Origin of the sequence: Sinomonas notoginsengisoli, assembly GCF_021554725.1 — a bacterium.
Taxonomy (GTDB): domain Bacteria; phylum Actinomycetota; class Actinomycetes; order Actinomycetales; family Micrococcaceae; genus Sinomonas; species Sinomonas notoginsengisoli.
Genome location: NZ_JAIZDP010000011.1, coordinates 40,571 through 60,722, shown reverse-complemented (window position 1 = coordinate 60,722; position 20,152 = coordinate 40,571). Strand labels below are relative to the sequence as shown.

The 20,152-nt window shown below is 62.3% G+C and carries 19 protein-coding genes and 1 tRNA gene; 13 read left to right on the top strand and 7 right to left on the bottom strand.

Annotated elements, in window-relative coordinates; genetic code table 11:
• Positions 1 to 2: 2 nt before the first annotated feature.
• From LF262_RS14725 to LF262_RS14710, 4 genes are all read right to left on the bottom strand, one after another.
• Positions 3 to 3,113, bottom strand: a complete 3,111-nt coding sequence (locus tag LF262_RS14725; protein ID WP_235781154.1) for a type I restriction endonuclease subunit R — start codon at positions 3,111 to 3,113, stop codon at positions 3 to 5.
• Positions 3,110 to 4,366 carry a restriction endonuclease subunit S gene (locus tag LF262_RS14720; RefSeq protein WP_235781153.1) on the bottom strand — a complete coding sequence of 419 codons (1,257 nt, stop codon included), beginning with the start codon at positions 4,364 to 4,366 and terminating at the stop codon, positions 3,110 to 3,112. Before LF262_RS14720 ends, LF262_RS14725 begins: the two co-directional genes overlap by 4 nt.
• Positions 4,363 to 5,931 (bottom strand): type I restriction-modification system subunit M, encoded by a 1,569-nt coding sequence (locus LF262_RS14715; RefSeq protein WP_235781152.1) that lies wholly within the window; start codon positions 5,929 to 5,931, stop codon positions 4,363 to 4,365. Before LF262_RS14715 ends, LF262_RS14720 begins: the two co-directional genes overlap by 4 nt.
• A gap of 226 nt (positions 5,932 to 6,157) precedes the next feature.
• Entirely contained in the window at positions 6,158 to 6,700 is a 543-nt protein-coding gene (locus tag LF262_RS14710) for a hypothetical protein (RefSeq protein ID WP_235781151.1), read from the bottom strand.
• Positions 6,701 to 6,823: 123 nt separating this feature from the next.
• Between LF262_RS14710 and LF262_RS14705 the strand changes: the two genes are divergently transcribed.
• The 12 genes from LF262_RS14705 to LF262_RS14650 all read left to right on the top strand — a co-directional run bounded on the left by LF262_RS14705 (position 6,824) and on the right by LF262_RS14650 (position 15,693).
• The gene (locus tag LF262_RS14705; protein ID WP_235781150.1) at positions 6,824 to 7,126 is read left to right on the top strand and encodes a hypothetical protein; all 303 of its coding nucleotides are present in this window, start codon (positions 6,824 to 6,826) and stop codon (positions 7,124 to 7,126) included.
• A gap of 50 nt (positions 7,127 to 7,176) precedes the next feature.
• Positions 7,177 to 7,383: a hypothetical protein gene (locus LF262_RS14700; RefSeq protein ID WP_235781149.1), complete on the top strand. Its 207-nt coding sequence runs from the start codon at positions 7,177 to 7,179 to the stop codon at positions 7,381 to 7,383.
• Positions 7,384 to 7,385: 2 nt separating this feature from the next.
• Positions 7,386 to 7,565, top strand: a complete 180-nt coding sequence (locus LF262_RS14695) for a hypothetical protein (protein WP_235781148.1) — start codon at positions 7,386 to 7,388, stop codon at positions 7,563 to 7,565.
• Entirely contained in the window at positions 7,562 to 7,759 is a 198-nt protein-coding gene (locus LF262_RS14690) for a hypothetical protein (protein WP_235781147.1), read from the top strand. The genes LF262_RS14695 and LF262_RS14690 overlap by 4 nt, the downstream gene beginning before the upstream one ends.
• Positions 7,760 to 7,931: 172 nt before the next feature.
• On the top strand, positions 7,932 to 8,138 hold the full coding sequence (locus tag LF262_RS14685; RefSeq protein WP_235781146.1) for a hypothetical protein: 207 nt from the start codon (positions 7,932 to 7,934) through the stop codon (positions 8,136 to 8,138).
• Positions 8,131 to 10,305: a type IV secretory system conjugative DNA transfer family protein gene (locus tag LF262_RS14680; protein WP_235781145.1), complete on the top strand. Its 2,175-nt coding sequence runs from the start codon at positions 8,131 to 8,133 to the stop codon at positions 10,303 to 10,305. Before LF262_RS14685 ends, LF262_RS14680 begins: the two co-directional genes overlap by 8 nt.
• Entirely contained in the window at positions 10,302 to 11,276 is a 975-nt protein-coding gene (locus LF262_RS14675) for a replication-relaxation family protein (RefSeq protein ID WP_235781144.1), read from the top strand. The genes LF262_RS14680 and LF262_RS14675 overlap by 4 nt, the downstream gene beginning before the upstream one ends.
• The gene (locus LF262_RS14670; protein WP_235781143.1) at positions 11,269 to 12,261 is read left to right on the top strand and encodes a DNA-methyltransferase; all 993 of its coding nucleotides are present in this window, start codon (positions 11,269 to 11,271) and stop codon (positions 12,259 to 12,261) included. The genes LF262_RS14675 and LF262_RS14670 overlap by 8 nt, the downstream gene beginning before the upstream one ends.
• 93 nt (positions 12,262 to 12,354) lie before the next feature.
• The gene (locus tag LF262_RS14665) at positions 12,355 to 12,666 is read left to right on the top strand and encodes a YlcI/YnfO family protein (protein WP_235781142.1); all 312 of its coding nucleotides are present in this window, start codon (positions 12,355 to 12,357) and stop codon (positions 12,664 to 12,666) included.
• Between the two features lie 162 nt (positions 12,667 to 12,828).
• Positions 12,829 to 13,227 (top strand): helix-turn-helix domain-containing protein, encoded by a 399-nt coding sequence (locus LF262_RS14660; protein WP_235781141.1) that lies wholly within the window; start codon positions 12,829 to 12,831, stop codon positions 13,225 to 13,227.
• 25 nt (positions 13,228 to 13,252) lie between these two features.
• Positions 13,253 to 13,897, top strand: coding sequence for an ImmA/IrrE family metallo-endopeptidase (locus LF262_RS14655; RefSeq protein WP_235781140.1), 645 nt, complete (start codon positions 13,253 to 13,255; stop codon positions 13,895 to 13,897).
• A gap of 2 nt (positions 13,898 to 13,899) precedes the next feature.
• Positions 13,900 to 15,693, top strand: coding sequence for a recombinase family protein (locus tag LF262_RS14650; protein WP_235781139.1), 1,794 nt, complete (start codon positions 13,900 to 13,902; stop codon positions 15,691 to 15,693).
• On the opposite strand, the gene LF262_RS14645 is transcribed toward LF262_RS14650, so the two are convergent.
• Positions 15,656 to 15,732, bottom strand: a tRNA-Pro gene (locus tag LF262_RS14645). The genes LF262_RS14650 and LF262_RS14645 overlap by 38 nt on opposite strands.
• 123 nt (positions 15,733 to 15,855) lie before the next feature.
• Positions 15,856 to 16,452, bottom strand: coding sequence for a TetR/AcrR family transcriptional regulator (locus tag LF262_RS14640; RefSeq protein ID WP_235781138.1), 597 nt, complete (start codon positions 16,450 to 16,452; stop codon positions 15,856 to 15,858).
• 117 nt (positions 16,453 to 16,569) lie between these two features.
• Here LF262_RS14640 and LF262_RS14635 point away from each other — a divergent pair, with 117 nt between their 5' ends.
• On the top strand, positions 16,570 to 17,700 hold the full coding sequence (locus tag LF262_RS14635; protein ID WP_235781137.1) for an ABC transporter permease: 1,131 nt from the start codon (positions 16,570 to 16,572) through the stop codon (positions 17,698 to 17,700).
• A gap of 43 nt (positions 17,701 to 17,743) precedes the next feature.
• Here the strand turns inward: LF262_RS14635 and betT are convergent, their stop codons facing one another.
• A complete protein-coding gene (betT, locus tag LF262_RS14630) occupies positions 17,744 to 19,993 on the bottom strand; it encodes a choline BCCT transporter BetT (RefSeq protein ID WP_235781136.1) in 2,250 nt (749 codons plus the stop codon).
• Positions 19,994 to 20,152: the final 159 nt, after the last annotated feature.

Here is a 20,152-nt window from a genome sequence, read left to right as displayed (position 1 = left end):
CACTAGTTTCCTTCACTCGAACTCAGACCAAAGAATCGTTCAAAGAACTCGCCGAGCTTCGCCAGCACGCGCTGTTTCTTCTCACCGTGACCGCCTCGTGCAGAGAAGCGTGAGACTGGTGGCAGCACCTTTGTGATCGCTGTGCCGGTGGTGCGCAGCGATCCCTCTCGGAACGAGGCGTCGACAAACTTCCTGGTCTCCTCCGGGCGGAGGTTTTCTTCGTCGATGATCTGGGAGAGCTCCGATTCTCGGCGTTCGGCGATGTAGCGCTGCCATTCGTCGTCGACGTCGCCCTTGGCCGAGACGCGGTCGACGAAGTCTTCGATGAGGTCGCGCTTGTTGCGGAGCGATGGGCTGGAGTCGATCGCGCGGGTTATCTCGGCGCGCAGTTCCTTGTCCTCGCCATCGCCGTGCTCGTCGCGGTACTTCTGGACGAGCATCAGGATGTAGTCGACGTTGATCTCGACTTGCTTGACCAGCTCGATTTCGAAGACGACGTCCTCGTTGATCGATTCCTTGTCTGAGTCGCCGTCTTTGCGGAACTCGGCGTAGAGGTCGAGGTAGATGCTGCGGTAGTCCTGGTTCTGCCGCTCGGTCAGGATCTCGTTTCCGGCGAACTCGTCGAACGAGGTCAGGATGTTCTGCAGCCGCAGGATGGCACCGAGCAGCTTGATGAACTCCTTCTGGGCGGCTTCACCCTCAATCTGGGTTCCGAGTGGGAACTGGGTGAGGAGCTCGTCAACCTTCTCGCTGTACTCGCTGTAGTAGTCGCCGTACGGCTTCAGCAGCACGATGCCCTTGGCGTCCTTGTTACCGAAGAGGGCGATCGCATCGTTGGTCTCTTCCTCGAGGTCGCGGAAAGTGACGACGTGGCCGTAGGTCTTGACCGAGTTCAGGATGCGGTTGGTGCGCGAGTAGGCCTGGATCAGCCCATGCGAGCGGAGGTTCTTGTCGACGAATAGCGTGTTGAGCGTGGTCGCGTCGAACCCGGTGAGGAACATGTTGACGACGATGACCAGGTCGATCTCGCGGTTCTTCATCCGCAGCGACAAGTCTTTGTAGTAGTTCTGGAAGCGCTCGGCCGAGGTGTCGTAACTGGTGCCGAAGATGCGGTTGTAGTCCTGGATCGCCTCTTCCAAGAACGAGCGGGCGTCGCCGCTCAGGGCATCCGTGTCGAAGTCCTCCTCATCGAGTGCACCATCTTCCAAGTCCGGATTGGCGGCAAAGGAGTAGATCAGGCCGATCTTGAGCCGGCGGTCGGGAGTGAGGTCCTCCTGCTGCAGCTTGAACTGGGTGTAGTACCGACGCGCTGCATCAATGGAGGCTGTCGCAAACAACGCGTTGAATCCCTTGACGCGATTGCTCTGCTTGATCTCGTCGGCGACCTTCGGATTGCGCCCGACGAGGTCTTCGACGTTCGTGATCACCGAGTGGCTGTAGCCACTGGCGCGCTTGGTCTTCTGGTCGAAGTGTTCAAGCGTGTAGCTGACGATCTTGCTGACCCGCTCGGGGGCCAGGAGCGCTCGCTCGGTGTCGATCGCGGACACCTGCTTGTCGTCAGGCGCACCGACCTTGATCGTACTGATGTAGTCGACCTTGAAGGGCAGGACGTTCTTGTCGTTGATCGCGTCCTTGATCGTGTAGGTGTGCAGCTTGTCGCCAAAAGCCTGCTCAGTAGTCTTCAGGTGCGGGTTGCCGCCACTGCCCGCGTTGGCGGAGAAGATCGGTGTTCCGGTGAAACCGAACAGGTTGTAGCGCTTGAACGCCTTGGTGATCGCGGTGTGCATGTCGCCGAACTGCGAGCGGTGACACTCGTCGAAGATGATGACGACATGACCGTCAAAGATGCTGTGGCCCTTGTTGGCGTTGATGAAAGTCGCCAGTTTCTGGATCGTCGTAATGATGATCTTGGCCTGCGAGTTCTCCAGTTGCTTCTTGAGTACCGCCGTCGATGTGTTGGAGTTGGCCGCACCCTTCTCAAACCGGTCGTACTCGCGCATTGTCTGGTAGTCGAGGTCCTTCCTGTCGACCACAAAGAGCACCTTGTCGACGCTTCCCAGCTTGCTCGCCAACTGCGCCGTTTTGAAGGAGGTCAGTGTCTTGCCTGATCCGGTCGTATGCCAGACATACCCACCGGCGGCGACGCTGCCGAGCTGCTTGTAATTAGTCGATATCTCGATCTTCTGAAGGATGCGTTCGGTCGCGACGACTTGGTAGGGGCGCATGACGAGCAGCATGCGGTCGGCCGTGAGGACGCAGTAGCGAGTGAGGATGTTGAGCAGCGCGTGCTTGGCGAAGAACGTCTTGCCGAAGGCGGTTAGATCCTGGATTGGTCGATTGGTCGCATCGGCCCACCAGGATGTGAACTCAAATGAGTTGGAGGTCGGCCGCTTGGCCTTCTTTGCACTGGCGCTGTCCGAGATGTGCTGACGGCGAGTTGTGTTCGAGTAGTACTTCGTCAGGGTGCCGTTGCTGATCACGAACAGCTGGACGTACTCAAACAGCCCTGAGCCGGCCCAAAAGCTGTCTCGTTGGTATCGGTTGATCTGGTTGAACGCCTCACGGATGTCCACGCCGCGACGCTTCAACTCAACGTGGACCATAGGTAGGCCGTTAACCAAAACAGTTACATCGTACCGGTTGGCGTACTTTCCTCCGCTATTGCCGCCTTGAGCAACCTCATACTGGTTGATGACTTGAAGCCGATTGTTGTGGATGTTCTTTTTGTCAATCAGAGCGATGTTCTTGGGCGATCCATCGTCTCGCGTCAAGAGCTGAATGTGATCCTCTTGGATTCGAACCGTCTTCTCGACGATACCGTCATTCGCGCCGGAGACCCGTTCGTTGAAAAATCGCTGCCACTCGGCGTCCGAGAACGTCATCTTGTTCAGCAGCTCAAGTTGGTGCCGAAGGTTGTCGATGAGATCGGCTTCGGACTTGATCGGCAGGTAATCGTACGCCTGCGACTCCAAAAGCTTAATGAACTCACGTTCGAGGTCCGCTTCCGACTGATAACTAGTCGCGGACTGGGCATCGGAGTCGTACTCGGCTACAACGGTGCTCTCAGAGGAGACGGCGATCGGATCATACTTGCGAGCAGGCGACTCACTCATGCCGTTGCATCCTCGAAGCTTAGGAGCATCTCTCGGTAATGCTCGTATTGCGCCTGACGAGCTGCAAGCTCAGCTGGAAGATCCGCGCTGAGTTTGTTGACGAGGGCTTCGAAATTATCAAGAATCCCAGCAATGTGCGACTGCTCATCCCTGCTGGGGACGGGAAACTCGACTTTAGCAAGACGGGCCTTTGAGACATTAAAACGCGTCACGCCGCTTGCAGTCTTAACGATCTGCTGACGCATGGAACTCGACCGGAATAAATGCTTAGCGAATTCCGGATCGAGCAACTCAGGATCGTGAAGGCGATATCCGATGCTAAAGCTATTAAGGTAGGTCGGCTGGGCCACCTCGCGGGTAACGACTGAGGACATGCCGACATCTTCGGGTGTTTCGGACGAACCGGTGAAGATGACATCCCCGCGAGCGAGAGCGCGCTGACGCTCCCCTGGTTCAACCCGCACATAGTCATCGCGGCCGAGGTCGACAGCGATGTTGTTGAAGACGTTGACGTAGGATATAAAACGAGCGTTTCCGTTGCTAAAATCTGCCTTGGACTTACCGGTAAGCCCACCGAAGAATACGCCAGCCTCACCCATGGGTATTCGTTTTGTGTCATTATTTGAGAAGGCAAGGAGCTCGTCGCGATAGTGAGCATACTGAAGATGCCGCGCTTCGAGCTCTTTCTCGAGCTCTTTCTCGAGCCCTTTCTCGAGCTCGATGAAGCTGTCCAAAATCTGCACAATCTCGTGCTGCACCTTTAGAGGTGGTACAGGGATGCGAATCTTCGCAAGCGCCGTTCCCGAGACGCGACGGACCTTGGTGCCGGTGATATGTTTGCTCTTCTGATTCTGGAACTGTTCCGTTTGAAAGAAGTACGCCACATAGCGCGGATCAAGCGTATGCCGGTAGATGTAGGCGTCACCACTGACAGCCACCTCCCCCTCGCCAATCCAGGCAGTGGCCTTGGCGACAGCAGCATCGTCCTCACTGGTCGTTGCAATGATTAGATCCCCGGGCTTTGCGCGTCGCAGCCTCGCCGCCAATGCAGGATCGGTGAAGGACTTCGTAGAATCGGTCCAGGTTCCGTAGTGCGTGTGGATTTGGCCGTAATGGATAGCCGGCGCACCCTCAGAAGTGAGGTGAGACTTCTGTAATCCATTGCCTCGAATAAATTCGCCGGTATCGCCGAGCGTCTTGAAATGAACTCCTTTAGGAGCCAATTCCTTAATCAGGTCGTCGATCCGGCTCACGATGCACCTTCCAGATCGGCAACGATTTCATCGATCGAGACACGGAGCTCGGTCTGCCGGGCCACGATGCGGGCAATCTCAGCATTAAGAGCAGTAATATCTGTCGCTTCGCGGCTATCTTCACCATCAACGTAAGAGGATACAGAGATCAGATAGTCGCGTTCGGCGATCTCATCGTTGGGAACGAGCTTGGCGAAGTGGTCGACGTCCTCGCGGGCAATAAACGTATCGAGAATCTTCTGGCGGCGCTGTTCGGTGAGCTTGTTCTTGTTGCCGATCCTGTCGAACTCATTTGAGGCGTCAATGAAAAGGATCGAGTTGTCCTTCTTGGATTTCTTCAGTACGAGGATGCATGTCGCGATCGTGGTGCCGAAGAATAGATCAGGCGGGAGCTGGATGACAGTGTCGACGTAGTTGTTGTCGATGAGATACTTACGAATCTTGCCTTCCGCTCCACCGCGGTAGAGCACGCCAGGAAATTCGACAATAGCGGCAGTGCCATTGACCGCTAGCCATGACAGCATGTGCATGGTGAAGGCGAGATCGGCTTTCGACTTGGGAGCCAACACGCCAGCAGGCGAGTAACGCGAGTCATTGATTAGTAACGGATTGGCGTCGCCTTCCCACTTGATAGAGTAAGGCGGATTGGACACAATTGCCTCGAACGGCTCGTCGTCCTCATGCTGAGGGTCTATGAGCGTGTCGCCGTGACGAATGTCGAACTTCTCGTAGTTGATGTCGTGCAGGAACATATTGATCCGCGCTAGGTTGTACGTCGTCAGGTTGATCTCCTGGCCGAAGAATCCCTGACGGACGTTTTCCTTGCCGAGCACCTTCGCGAACTTTAGGAGAAGCGAGCCCGAGCCGACAGCGGGATCGTACACTTTGTTTACCGAGGTCTTACCGGCCACGGCGATTCGGGCCAGCAGCTCGCTTACTTCTTGTGGTGTGTAGTACTCACCCCCAGACTTGCCAGCCTGTGAGGCGTACATCTGCATCAGGTACTCGTAGGCGTCGCCAAACAAGTCGATGGTGTGGTCCTGGAAGTTGCCGAGCGGCAAGTCGCCGATGGCGTCGAGCAGTCCCGATAGCTTCTTGTTGCGCTTCTCGACGCTGTTGCCAAGCTTGGAGCTGTTGACGTCAAGATCGTCGAAGAGTCCCTTGAGGTCATCCTCGCTATCGGTACCTGTCGCTGAGCCTTCGATGTTCTTGAAGATGGCGGCAAGGGTCTCGTTGAGGTTCTCGTCGTGCGCCGCCCGATTGCGGACGTTGACAAAGAGCTCAGAAGGAAGGATGTAAAAGCCCTTCTCAGCAACCGTCTCCTTTCGTCCGAACTCTGCTTGGTCGTCAGGCAGCGAGGCGTAGTCGAAGTTGGCGGTGCCTGCCGAGCGCTCGCTCTCGTTTAGGTAGGCCGTCAGGTTCTCCGAGATGAAGCGGTAGAACAGCATGCCGAGCACGTAGCTCTTGAAGTCCCAGCCATCCACGCTGCCGCGCAGGTCGTTCGCGATCCGCCAGATCGTCTTGTGCAGCTCCGCGCGCTGCGCTTCCTTGGTGGTTTCGGCCATGGTCGTGTCTGTACTCCTTGCGCCTGGGCGCGCTTACGTTTGGGTCCCCTAAGGCTGTGCTTCTCAAGTTAGCAGCGTGCACTGACAGTTCTGCTGCAAGACTCGGCCTTGTCACAGTCGACGTTTGGGCCCCGGTTGGAACCAGTCAGGACGCAGGGATCTCTTGCTCTCACTTATAACACAAATCGATGGATTATTTAACCGTTGCCGGATGTTGGCCGTCGGACTAGCTGTCAGGCTCCTGACGAGAGAACAGAGGAGTGGCGCGGAGGCGACGAACGAATTCTCCATACTCCACGAGAGTCAGCTTCTCGACGGCTCGCAGCGCGTTTTCGATACGGTCGTCGCTCATCTCCACGCTCCTGGCCTCCCAGGCCGAGTCTAGGCAGTAGCTCTCGATCACATCGGCGAAGTAGTCGATGGCGTTGGCTTCTGGGGCCTTGCGAAACGTATCGACTGACGCGTAGCCCAAGCGCTTTGCCGCCGCTTCTCGCAGGACCGATGGCCGCGCACCTCGCCGTCCCACTTCGAGTCCAAGCAGGACGCCAATTGCCGTGCCTTGCGCCCCTTCAGCCCGGGCCGCCCAAGCTGATCTCAGTAGGGCCTCAATGGCGGCGGCACTGCCGTCTCCTCGACCGATGCGCACAGTGAGCGCGGCCAGGGCCGGTAGGTCGTCGAGATGCTCTCGAAGTCGATGGAGGCCGTACTTCCGGACAACCCTGAGCTCTCGCACGAGGTAGTGGTGCAGTGGCAACGGACCTTCCGGCATACCCAGATTTTGCCCGAAAATTGCCAGTTCTTGTCCCAAAAGGTACGACGGCCGGATCGGCAGGCTGGAGCTATGCCCAATCCATCCGGGAGCGGGCGCTCCTAGAACTCGCAAAGGGTTGTCATGACAGACATCATTCGTCGTCCCGACGGCACAGTTTCTCCCTACCCTCAGAGCTTCTCCCGGTCGGAGGGGAGAGCGCTCCAGCGGCGCCAGAACACCGAGGTGGCCAACGGCCTCGTCACAGCAGCCCGTGTGCAGGCGGCCGGCTACGTCGCGGTAACGGGTATGCACCTGTCCGCGATGTTGAGTCGTGAAGCTGAGTTTCAAGCCAACGGAGACCCGCGGTCAGCTGAGCGGCTGAACTTCATTGCCGATTCCTTCGCCGAATACGCGGCGTGGGAAGTCCGTCGGTTCCAGCGGTAGGGCGGGGAACCATGCGCCGCCTTTTCGATTCACCCTTTCACACTCAAGCAGTGGAGCCGGAGGAGTTCGATCACGAGGATGTTGTGAAGTCCTTCATCGGCCGTCTGACTGACCTCGTCAACGAGCTCGATCTTGCCGCCGCGACACTTCGGACGGAGGCGCCGGCGACTGCTCGACACCTGACCTTGGTCTCACGACAGATGGCCGCACTGGCGCTCGCAGCGCTGGAAACCTGGCCCAAGGTGCCCCGTCTCTAGCCATGGTGACCCTCGAACTTCTGATCGCCGCGGCTGCCATCATCCTGGCCGCGCTCTGCTTGGCCAATGCCCTGGCCATCCATATCGGTCGGCTGCGAGCACGTCGTGCGGCTGACGCCGCCGTGGATCGGCTCCACGATCGCTATCGCGACGCCCTGCGGAAGATGGGACGCTGCCAGTGAGCGAGAACGAGCCGAAGTCCTGGTTCGACCGGGCAATTGGGGCGTGCATGTCGATCCTGCTCGCTGCTGTCGCCCTCTACTGCGCGACGCAGGTCCTGCAGGCTATCCTGCCGTTCCTCATTGCGGCAGCGGGAGTCGTCACGCTGGCGTGGGCTGGCTGGGCACTGGTGCGCTACCTGCGCAGCCGCTACTGAAATCGCGCCGCCAATAGTCCGCAAGTACGGCCTACCTGTCGGTGTTGTGGTTTGGACAAATTCACTTGAACGTTCAACTTATTGAACGCATAGTGGACTGCAGACACCGTTCAACGAATTGAACGACCAAGTCGACCAAACCACAGCACCGGCAGAAAGGAGGGAGAACACAATGACCAAGAACACCCGAAAGGGCAGCGCGCAGCGGCGCGAGCCTCGACGAATCATCGTCGAAGGGGTCCAACGGGACCACCCGGATCTGCGCAAGCTCAGCCGCGCCGTCATCGCCCTGGCACAGGCAGAAGCCGAGCGCGAGGCCCAAGCTGAGTACGAGGCCACGCGTCCGAGACGCCCACGGGAGGGCATCGACCGTGAGTAGCCGCGATGATCATCTCAGCCGCCTCATTTGGCAGCGCATCTTCTGGCCCCAGCCCCTCGACGACGCCGAAACAATCGGCCTGCTGCGCTCGTGGGCCGCCCAAATCCACGCTCCACTGATTGTGCTTGAGGCCCGGGCCGACCGAACAGGGGTGCAGTACCTCGTCGGCACCCAGCGCCGCCACGCTGGGGCTGTTCGGCGCGACATCGAACAGCTGATAGACGACGCACTCGTCGTCGACGCGGACGAAGACCGCCTTCCGTCTGCCTCGGCGGGCAGGGTGGCCTTCTCCCCTGCAGCCCAACCCCTCCAGGCTCAGGATGCCGACGGTTCAACTCGCGCCATCCTTGCCGCACTCACGGCCGTACAGGGCTCGGAGCGGCTCGTCGTCCAAGTCGTCCTGGGCCCGCGCATCAGCCCGCGCCTGACGCCAAGAGATCAGCCCCAAATCGATCAGGGCCTCGCATCGCTCCTCGCGAGCGGAGTTCAGACCGAGCAGCGGACAGGGGTACGCCGCAGCGTCGAACTCAAACGGGCCGAACCCGGCTTTGCCGCGGTTGTCCGCATTGGTGTGCACGCTGGCGATGAAGCGCGCGCTCTGAACCTCGTCCGGAACGTCGTGAACGCTTTCCGCTCGCTCAGCGCCCCTGGGATGCGCTTTACGTTTCGCCCTGAACACCCCGACCGCCTCAACCAACCCAGCAATACGTGGCCTCTCCTCACTCCCGTTGGACAGCATCTGACGGTGACCGAAGTTGGACGCCTCAGCGCGTGGCCAGCAACGAGAACCGATGCTGTATATCCCGGGCAGCCGCCCGCCCATCCTCGCCCGATTCGTCCTTCCTTTACCGCCACCGCCAGTGACCGAATCATCGCCGAATCGACAGCCCCCGGTACCGAACACACGCCACTTGGGCTCACAATCGCCGACAGCACCCGACATGTCTGGGCAATGGGGCCGACCGGCGTTGGCAAGTCGTCCATGCTGCTCAATCTGCTGATCGGCGACATGAAAGCAGGGCGGGGCATAGCCGTGGTTGAACCTAAGGACCTCATACGCGACCTGCTGCGGCACATCCCCGCCGACCGAGTCAAAGACGTCGTCCTGGTCGACCCACTTGACGACGCTCCGGTTGGCATCAATCCAGTCGACGGACACGGCCGCAGCCCGGCACTCGTCGCCGACCAGCTCTTCGGTACCTTCCGCGCCCTCTATGGCGATCAGCTTGGCCCACGGAGTAGTGACATCCTCCGCCACGCCCTCGCTGCGCTCGCGCAGACCGACGGCGCGAGTTTGGCTCAGCTGCCGATGTTGCTCAGCAACCGTGTCTTCCGCGCGCGCCTTGTCCAGCCGATTGCCGCTGCCGATCCGATCTCGGCTGGACCATTCTGGCACTGGTTCGACCAGCTCTCGCCGGACGCCACCGCGCAGATTGTCGCTCCGCTGATGAACAAGGTGCGGCCACTCCTCGATACGCACCTGCGCCGCATCCTGGCCCAGCCCGCCCCTCGGTTCAACGTCCGACAGGTCCTCACCGAGGGGAAGATCCTGCTCGTTCCACTCCAAAAGGGTGTGATCGGCCCCGAATCTGCGCAACTGCTCGGGGCTTTGGTTGTGGCCGAACTATGGCAGGCGATCCAAGAGCGCGCCAGCGTTCCAGCCCACGACCGCCAGGTCGTCACCGTCGTACTCGACGAGGTCCAGGAATACCTGCGGTTGCCAATGGATCTCGGCGATGCCCTCGCCACCTCGAGGAGCCTCGGCGCGGCCTTCCACGTCGCCCACCAGTACCTTGATCAACTCCCCCAAAGCATGCGGACGGCCTTCGAGGCCAATTGCCGCTCGCGGGTCTTCTTCCAGCTCGCGGCTCGCGACGCCAGAGCAGCTGCAGCCATGGCGCCGGGTCTCGAAGTAGAAGACTTCATGGCTCTCCCGGCGCGGCATATCTACGCCCAGCTCGTCCACCACGGCGCAGTGACCGACTGGGCATCGGGACGCACTCTCGACATTCCCGGCTCGACGAGTTCGCCCGAGGGGGTGCGGCGGGCTAGTCGGACCGCCTACGGCACGCCGATCAGCGAGGTCGACGAGCACCTGAGACATGCCATTACTCCTCAATCCGATGCCACTGCGGGCACTACCAAGCGACGGAGGAGTCAGCCATGAGCGCTCTCGATAACCTACCGATCGGCTACCCGCCCGCGTCGAGGTCTGAGGACACGTCTTCGCAGGTCAAAGCCAAGTCCGGCCGGATAGTGGCGCCGAATACCAAGGCTGCTCCGCATCCCGGTCCTCATGCAGGGAACCGCATCAGCCACCGTCAGCTCCGTGACATCGCCGCCAACCTCAGCGCTCGGGACATAGAAGTCCTCGCCTCGGTTGATCGCTACCGGTTCCTCACTGCCGGGCATCTGCGCACCTTCCATTTCACAGCGCACCAAACGTCTGCCTCGGCGGCCCGGACCTGCCGCCGCGTGCTTGCCCGGCTGCGAGAGCTGCGCATCCTCGGTGTCCTGAAGCGCCGCGTCGGCGGCATCCGATCTGGCTCGGAAGGCATGGTCTACTACGTTGATGCCGCAGGCGACCGCATCTTGCGCGAGCAGCAACTCGGCCGCCGACGATGGCGCCCTGAGGAACCGTCTGCGCGGTTCGTCGATCACACCCTGGCCGTCGCAGACCTCGCCGTCGCGCTGCTACAGGAAGCCGAAGTGCACGATGCTGAAGTCGTTCGCCTCGCCCCGGAGCGGGAAGCCCGACGCCGCTACACCGATCTCCTCGGTGCTCCCCAGACCCTGCGCCCCGATCTCTACGTCGAGCTGGCCGAGCATCCCGGTGATCAAGACGTCGAGGCCTTCTTCATCGAAGTCGACCTCGGGCACGAGAGCCTGCCAACGCTCCTCAGTAAATGCGCCGCCTACGAGGCCTACCGCGCCACCGGGGCAGAGCAACGCGCCTACGGCAGCTATCCGAAGGTGGTTTGGGCCATGGACGCCGCTCGCCCAGAAACTGCTGAGCGTCGCCGGGACAGCCTCGCCACCACGCTAGAACGAAGCCCCCAGTTCCCACACGGCGCTTACGTCGTCACGGCGCTCCAGGAAACGGCCGCCCGCCTGATGGAGGGATACAGCCATGGCTAAGTCACTCAACCGCATTCTCGTGGGCGATGCCCTCGCCACCCTCAAGAAGCTTGAGACCGCGAGCGTGGACATGTGCTTGACCAGCCCGCCGTATTTTCGCCTCCGGGACTACGGCAACGGCGAGCAATTGGGGCTGGAGCACCGCGTCGACGACTGGGCCGCTGCCATCCGGGACATCGCCCGCGAGGTCCACCGCGTCCTCGTCCCGACCGGCACGCTCTGGCTGAACCTCGGCGACACCTACGCCATGCACCCACGCCAAGGTGCGCCAACCAAGAGCCTCCTGCTCGCTCCCGAACGCGTCGCCAGATTACTGCAGCAGGATGGCTGGATCCTCCGCAACAGCATCGTGTGGGCCAAACCGAACCCGATGCCCTCCAGCGTTCGTGACCGCCTCACCGCCGCTCACGAAGTCATCTACCTGTTCGCCAAGCAATCCCGCTACCACTTCGACCTCGACGCCATCCGCCTCCCGCACGCCAGCAGACCAGGACGAAGGGCTCCGCCCGGCAGTCGCCATCCACCCAAGCGGCAGGACTGGCGCGGTCCCAATGCCAACCGCACCAACGGGCTGCGACGGCTGCAGCAGGAGGGAAAAATCGGCCATCCACTCGGAAAGAACCCCGGCGACGTCTGGACCGTCCCCACAGTCCCGGGCACTGGCAGCCATCACGCCGCCTTCCCGCGAGCGTTGGCCGAACGGTGCATCCTTGCCGGAACCCCTGCGGCCCGCTGTCGCACCTGCCGGATGCCCTGGGTCAGCCCTATCAGGCGGCTCGGACAGACGGCTGTCCGCCTTGCTGTTCAGCCGCAGTGCAGCCACATCGGCGCCCCGGAGCCGGGGGTCGTACTCGACCCCTTCATCGGCAGCGGAACCACCGCAGTCGCCGCCGAAGAACTCGACCGGAACTGGGTCGGCATCGAGCTCAATGCAACTTATGCAAAGGAAGCTACCCAACGTGTCGAGGATGTCCGCGCCGCCTGACGCCAAAGGGCAAGGCAGCTCGTCGGTGCACTGCGGCCGGTGACCAGGACTCCATCCCGGAGTCCCGCCGGTCGCACACACCGAGGAGTTGTCATGACGACCCCCGCAGGCGGCACTGACCGCCACAACTCGGCAGGAGTGAAAACTCTCGCCATCCGGCTCGAACCGGACGTCCACACGCAGCTGACGCTCATTGCCCAGCTGCGCGGCAGCACCATCACCGACGAGATCAGAAAAGCCTTGATGGCGCACATCGCCAACGTCAAGGACAACACCGACCTCGCCTCGCAGGCCGAATCCGCCATGGCGGAGATCGAACGCGAAGCCGCCGCCCGCCGCGAAGCCATCGCCAGTCTGTTCGGCACCGAACAGCCCACCGAGAAGCCCCGCGGCCGAGGACGCTAGACGAGCCGGTCCGGCAGGCGACAGCAGGCAGGCCAAGTCGGCCAGCCGCTGTCCCTGCCGGGCAATCAAACAAAACGAATTTGCCTCCTCCGTCCATGGAATTTGCGTTGTAGAATTCGCTTAAATCGTTGAATATGTTGAACGGTCGGCCCATAATCATGGATGGAGAATATTGAAATGCAAGAATACGACGCACAGGGACTGGCCAAGGCCATCCGCAACCAACGCGAAAAGCTCGGCCTCTCAGCCAGCGAAGTCGCCCGCCAAGCCGGCGTAGCCAAAGGCACCGTCACCCGGCTCGAACTCGGGCAGATTGGAAGCCCCCGCATGGACAACCTCCGCGCCATCGCGGATGTCCTGAAGGTCTCGTTGACCGAACTGCTGGCCGACTCCAGTCTGCTACGCGAATCCGACCTGCCAGCCCTCGCACCGTATTTGCGTACCAAATTCAAGGACATGCCCGAAGGCGCCCTCAAGGAAATCGATGACCATTTCCGAGAAGTCGCCAAACGCCACGGCATCCATCTCAATAACGGTCCCGCACCCGGCGAGGATGAATAACTCTCTCATATGAAAGGAGACAGCCATGACCACAAAAGCATCAATCACCACCGAGCGCAGCGTCCTGGCCAGTCTCCGGGCGCTCATCCCAAACCGCATTATCACCAGCCAGAGTGAAGCCCTGCGCGTTGCCGAACATCAAGCCAGCCGGCTCCTCGAACTTCATTGCATCGATGACGGTCCGATCCCGAGCGGCCTCATTCCGGAACTGCCGAAGATCGAGATCGAAGTCATCGACGCGCCCGTCTCCGGCGCCAGCTTCTGGAACGGCAGCGCCTGGATCATCCAGCTCAACAAGTACGAGAACTACCGCCGCCAGCGCTTCACCCTCGCGCACGAGTACAAGCACATCATCGACCACAACCGCGCTGATGCCCTCTACACCGGCAGCCGCGACACCACCGCCCAACAGCAGGCTGAACAGGCCGCTGACTACTTCGCCGGCTGTCTACTCGTGCCCAAGAAACTTCTCAAGCGCGCCTACTACGGCGGCATCCAGCGCACCACAGACCTCGCCGATCTGTTCCAAGTCTCCGAAGCTGCCCTTGTCGTCCGACTCCGACAGACCGGCATCATCGAACCCGCCGCGCGCTGCACGCCCGCGAGCACACCCTTCAGCCGCTCTTGGCAGTACCGCCTCAACCGCACAGCACGACCGCAAGGAGTCTGATCATGACCATTGAAGAGATCGACCAGCTCAAGCCCCGCAAGGCCGTCCTCTACCTCCGCGTCTCCAGCAAGCGACAAACCGAAACTGCCATCGACATCGACAAGGACGGCAACTCAATTGCCACCCAGCGAGACGTCTGTCGGCAGAAGGCACAGGCCCTCAACGCGGACATCGTCGAGGAGTTTGTCGAGCCGGGTGTTTCGGCTCAGACCATCGAGAAGCGCCCTGTCTTCAAGGCGCTTCTCGCGTATTTGAGCGAGCACCATGACGTCGACTTCGTCATCGTCTACGCCCGGTCCCGCGCCTTCCGCAACTTTGTCGACGCTGCCATCACGCGCCGCCACCTCGACAAGCTCGGCGTCAGGCTCCTCTCGGCTCGAGAAGACTTCGGTGAGGGCACCTACGCCGAAGCCATGGAAGCCGTCACCGACATCATGAATCAAGTCCAGAACCAGCTCAGTGGCGAAGACATCAGGATCAAGATGCGCAACAAGGCTGTCAACGGCGGAACGGTCACGAAGGCGAAGATCGGCTATCTCAACATTCGCAAAGACGTCGACGGGCGCATGATCAACAGCATCGGCCTTGACGAACAGCGAGCGCCGCTCGTCCTCCGCGCATTCGAGCTCTACGCGTCGGGGAAGTACACCATTGATCGGCTGGAGGCGACGATGGCTGACCTCGGACTCACCAGCCGGCAGACCGCCCGTCATCCGGAAAAGCCGGTCTCGGCGAGCCGTTTGCACCAGATCTTGAAGGACCCGTACTACGTCGGCTATGTCGTCTACAAGGGCGACATCTTCCCGGGCCGACACGAGCCGATTATTGGTCAGGATCTCTTCGACGAGGTTCAGGACGTCATGGCTGCTCGCAGCGGTGCGGGCACGCGAGATCGCGTCCACAATCACTACCTCAAGGGCATGCTGTTCTGTGCCAAGTGCCGTCGGGCAGGGCGGGTGAGTCGCATCATCTACAGCCAGACAACGGGCCGAGGCGGCACGATGTACGAGTACTTCTTCTGCCGCGCTCGACGGGACGGGGCGTGCGACCTCCCGCACATTCCGGCCTACGTTATCGAAGACGAGGTCGCCAGGACCTACAACTTCCTTCAGCTCGATCCTGATTTTGAGCGGGACGTCCGACAGAAGCTGGCGGCCACTGTAGAAGGCGAGCAGCGAGACCTCAGGGCTGTTCGGGCACAGCTCACCAATGAACTCCGTAAGGTCGAACTCAAGGAGACCCGGCTCATTGATATGCTGGCCGATGACCTCATGCCCCAGTCGAAGGTCCGGGCCAAGCTCCACGAACTCCGAGTCCAGCGGCTACGCGTCGAGGAGCAATTGGGCAGCCTCTCTGAGCAGTTGCTCGCCGGAGGTCGCGCGCTATCCGCAGCGCTCACGCAAGCAACGAACCCGAAGCTCGCCTACGACGGTGCTTCCAACAAGGTGCGGCGGCTCCTCAACGAGAGCTTCTACAAGTACTTTAGTGTCGACGAACACGGGGCCGTAGTGGCGACGTTGAACGACCCATTCGACGGAATCTTCGCCGCCCAGCGTGCCTACCGCGCCGCCGTGGTATCGAAGACAGCGATGGGTGTCCACACGGCCCAAATGACCGTTCAGAAGGCGTTTGACGGCCTCTCAGGCGGCCTGGAACGCCGGTTTCAGGACACCAAAAATGGCGCCGATTTCTCGACGCCATCCCTGTTGTTCAACCTTGGGTCGGTCTACTCGAACCATGGTTCGAATAAAGCGACTCTGGTCGGGCTGACAGGATTTGAACCTGCGACCCCTTGACCCCCAGTCAAGTGCGCTACCAAGCTGCGCTACAGCCCGAACATCGCCAGCCGTTGACGCTCTCGCACCCGGCCAAGCAACCGCTCCAGCATATCCGAACCGGACGGATCGTGCGAATCGATCGGGTCTCGGCGAGCCCCCTCCGATCCGCCGGATCAATCGCTACAGCGGGGCAAGGAGCGCCCGCGTGGAGTCGATATAACGTTCCAGGGCGCCCTCGCCGCGCAGCGCTGTCTGGACGGCGAAACCTTGGATCACACCCATGACTGCAGGCGCAAGCCTCCGCCCCTCAGTGGCCGCCTCATCAGTTGTCAACCCATGCGACTTCGCCAGCCAGGCCCTGAGGTAGGACTCGATATGAGCGGCGATCTCGTCGAGGATAGTCTTCGCCACCTTCCCGAGTCCGTCATTGCGCACCGCTTCTCCCCACACCTGGACCGCGACCCCCGGGAAGAAGTCGGTTTGCATGAGCCCTTCCATGAGCGCCGGGACTGCCTCGGAGGGATGCGGAACGGGATCGAGAGCGCCCAGCCGCTCGAGCGCCGTCATCCGCTCCTCGAAGACGCGTCTGCCGACGTCGACGACGAGCTCCTCCTTGCTGCGGTAGTAGACATACACCGCCCCTGCGGAGAGGCCAGCCTCAGCAATGATGTCCGCCATCGACACGTTCGAGAAGCCCTTGCGCGCCACGCATGCAATCGCGGCGCTCTGGATGCGTCCGCGCATCGCGGCGCGGTGCTCCTGACTGACCTTCGGCATGCGTCCAAGGTACAGCAAAGAGAACGATCATTCTTGACAGAGGTATGCATCTGAGCACAATGGAGAACGAGCATTCTTTTTCGTTGGTGTCCGCGAGCCACAAAGAGAGGACAAGACATGTCCACAGCGACCGAACCCACCGTCGCCCCTGATCATCGGGGTGCCATCGTGACGGGGCCGCACACCCCCTGGGCCCACACGCTCCGCACTGCGACGCTCGCGGCCGTGGCCGTCGTCGTGGTCCTCGTGGCATTCGCGTGGCCGAGCATCACCTCGAAGGCCCAGAACCTGCCCGTCGCAGCGGTGGGCAGCGCGGATCAGGTCTCCCAAGTCACTTCCAAGGCCCCGCAGGGCGCGCTCGACGTGCGTGCGACCTCGAGCCGTGCTCACGCCCTGGACCTCATCCGGACTCGTGAGGTGTACGGCGCGATGGTGCTCGGTGACTCGCCGGAGATCCTCGTGGCGAGCGCCGGGAGCCCAGTGGCCGCGCAGGCCCTGACCCAGATCGGCACGCAGATGCAGGCCCAGATCAACAGCCAGGCGATCGCCAGGCTCCAGGACGCGCTCAAGCAGGCATCCCAAGCGGCACAGGCCGCCGCGAAGGGCCAAGCTCCCCCGCCAGGGCAGAGCCCGCCCGCCCAGGCGCCGGCCGCGCTCCCGGTGGTGACCGTGACCGACGTCGTACCCGTCGCCCCGGACGATCCGCGCGGTACCGGCCTCGCTGTGGCCGGGCTTCCGCTCGCTCTGGGCGGCATGATCGGCGGCGTGCTCATCTCGCTGCTCGTCTCGGGAACGTGGCGACGGCTCACCGCGATCCTCGCCTACGGGATCGTCGCGGGCCTCGGACTCGCGGGGGTCCTGCAGGGCTGGTTCCACATCCTGCAGGGCAGCTTCTGGGCCAACACCGCGGCCATCGGCCTCGGGATCGTCGGGACGGCAGCGATCATCGTGGGCTTCAACGCCCTCATCGGCAGGGCCGGCATCGCCCTCGGCGCGATCATCACGCTCTTCGTCGGCAACCCCCTCTCAGCGCTGACCCAGCCCAAAGAATTCCTGCCACCGCCTTGGGGTGATGTGGGCCAGTGGTTCGTGCCCGGCGCCTCGGGTACCCTCCTGCGGGACCTCTCCTACTTCCCAGACGCGTCGGCCGTCTTCCCCTGGCTCGTCCTCGCAGTGTGGGCGGTGCTCGGCGCGGTGCTCACCGCCGTCGGCCACTTCCGGGACGAGCCGGCCGTGGCAGGGGTGTAGCCGAGGCCGCGCTCGGCTGCACGCGGGGCGGACCCGACTGGGGTCAGACCGCCGTCTCCTCGAGATCAAGGACCCGCTCGGTCACGCTCGGCACCTGACCGGTGTTCACGTCGGCCGGCGGGGTCAGCATCGATGCCGACGAGTGCTCGGCCGAGTACGCGAGGAAGGCCAAATGCGCCTCGTATCGGTCGATCACGTCATCGATGATCTGCTGCCTCGCCACGCCCATGAGGTCGTAGCCCTCGGAGCCGGTCTGCGTGAACACCTCGAGGCGGTAGTAGACGTCCTCCTCCGGGTTCACGCGACCGCCGAACATCGGCACCGCGGCCTCCACCGCGGCCACCTGATAGTGGAAGCTGCGGTACTCGTCCATGCTGACCGTGAGGGTGTGCGCGGGGATGCCGGTGCCCTCATCGGGGGCCGTCACGAGGCTCGCCTCGTAGCCCTGCTTGGTGAACTCAACGGCCACGTCCTCGAGCGCGGGCCGGACTGTGCGCTCCATGAACTGGGCCACGGCCTTCTTCGACGGGTAGGCGCGGAGCCCCGCGAGGCGCTGGCGCCAGCTGCGCTCAGGCACCGCGCCGCCGTCCGCCGCCGTGGTCTTCCGCCTCAGCACGTGACCCTCCCGCTCGGCGCGCTCCATCCGGAGGGCCTTCGAGAACGAGGCCATCACGAGGTAGGCGATGATCGTCACGGGCAGGGCGAAGATCAGCGTCGCGTACTCCATCGTCGTCACGCCGCCGGCCACGAGCATGGCCACAGTCAGCACGGCTGTGAGGACGGCCCAGAAAATGCGCAGCCACTTTGCCCCGTCCTGCGCTGGATTGGGGATGGAGGAGGAGAAGTTGGACATGACCATGGCACCGGAGTTGGCGCTCGTGAGGTAGAACAACAGGCCGGACAGCGTGGCGAGGCCGATCAGGAACGGAGCGCCGGGGAACATCTGCAGCAGGGCGTACCAGCCCTGCTCGGGGCTCTCCATGGCGAGGTTCGCGAAGTCCAGATTGCCGTGGATCACCTCGTACAGGGCGCTGTTGCCGAAGATCGCCACGATCAGCAGGTCGCACAGCACGGGGGCGGTGATCGCGGCGATGACGAACTCGCGCAGCGTCCTGCCGCGGGAGATCCGCGCGAGGAACAGCCCGACGAACGGCCCCCACGCGAGCCAGAAGGCCCAGAAGAAGAGCGTCCAGACGGCCATCCAGGACGAGCCGCCGTCCTCGTACGCGAAGGTCTGGAGCGTGCGCTCGGGCAGGGTCGAAAGGAACCGGCCGATGTTCTCCACCGTCGCGTTGAGCACGAACGAGGTCTGGCCGGTCACGAGGATATACAACAGGAGCGCGCCGGCGCTCCACAGGTTCAGCTCCGAGATCAGGCGGATGCCCTTGTCCACCCCTGATGTGCACGCGGCGATCGTCATGGCAACGGCCACGACCACGAGAGCGATCTGCAGTCCCAGCCCCTGCTCGAGGCCGAACAGGAGCGAGAACCCCACGTTGAGGAGCACCACGCCGATGCCCATCGACGTGGCCACGCCGAACACGGTCCCGACGAGCGCGAAGACGTCGATCGCGTCCCCGATCGCCCCGCGGACCCGCTTGCCGAGCAAGGGGTAGAGTGCCGCGCGGATCGAGAGCGGCATGCCCCAGCGGTACGCGAAGTACCCCATGGCCATGCCGAGCAGGGCGTACATGGCCCAGCCGGCGATCCCGTAGTGGAACATCGTCCAGACCACGGCGTCCTGCGCGGCCGCGGGCGTCTGTCCGGCCCCGGACGGCGGGGACATGTACTGCGTGATGGGCCCCGTGACCGAGTAGAAGAGCATGTCGATGCCCACCCCGGCAGCGAAGAGCATCGACACCCAGGTGAAAAGCCCATACTGCGGGCGCGAGTGGTCGGGGCCGAGCCGGACCCCGCCCTCCTTGGACAGGGCAACCCAGAGCACGAACACGATCACGAGCGCCACGGTGAGAACGTAGAACCATCCGAGGTTCGTCGCGATCCACTGGACGATGGAGTGCAGGGTCCCGGCGGCGTTCTCGGGCATGGCCATGGCCCACGCTGAGAAGGCCAGGATGATGCCTGAGGCGATGATGAACACCCTCCAGCGGACCCGGGGCCCTCGACTCTCCGCGAGTTCCTGCGGCCCCCTGCTCAGCTCGCTGCTGGAGACGGGAGGCCGGCCCTCGTCGCCGCCAGTCCGGCGACGCTCGGTTCCCCCGAGCCGGCTGCGCTCGATCGCCGCCCTCGGCGATCCGCCGTCGATGCCCTGAATGTCCGCTGTTTCTGCCACTCATCCTCCTGATCTGTGGCAGGACGCCAGAGAGGGGAACCAGCGCGCGGAAGCAGCCTCGCTTGTCGAGAAGGGATACTCGGACGGTCCCGCCAAGACTGGGGGCGTCCTACCAACCCATCCATTGTAGTGCCTCCTCACGCGCGACGGCGGTGACGC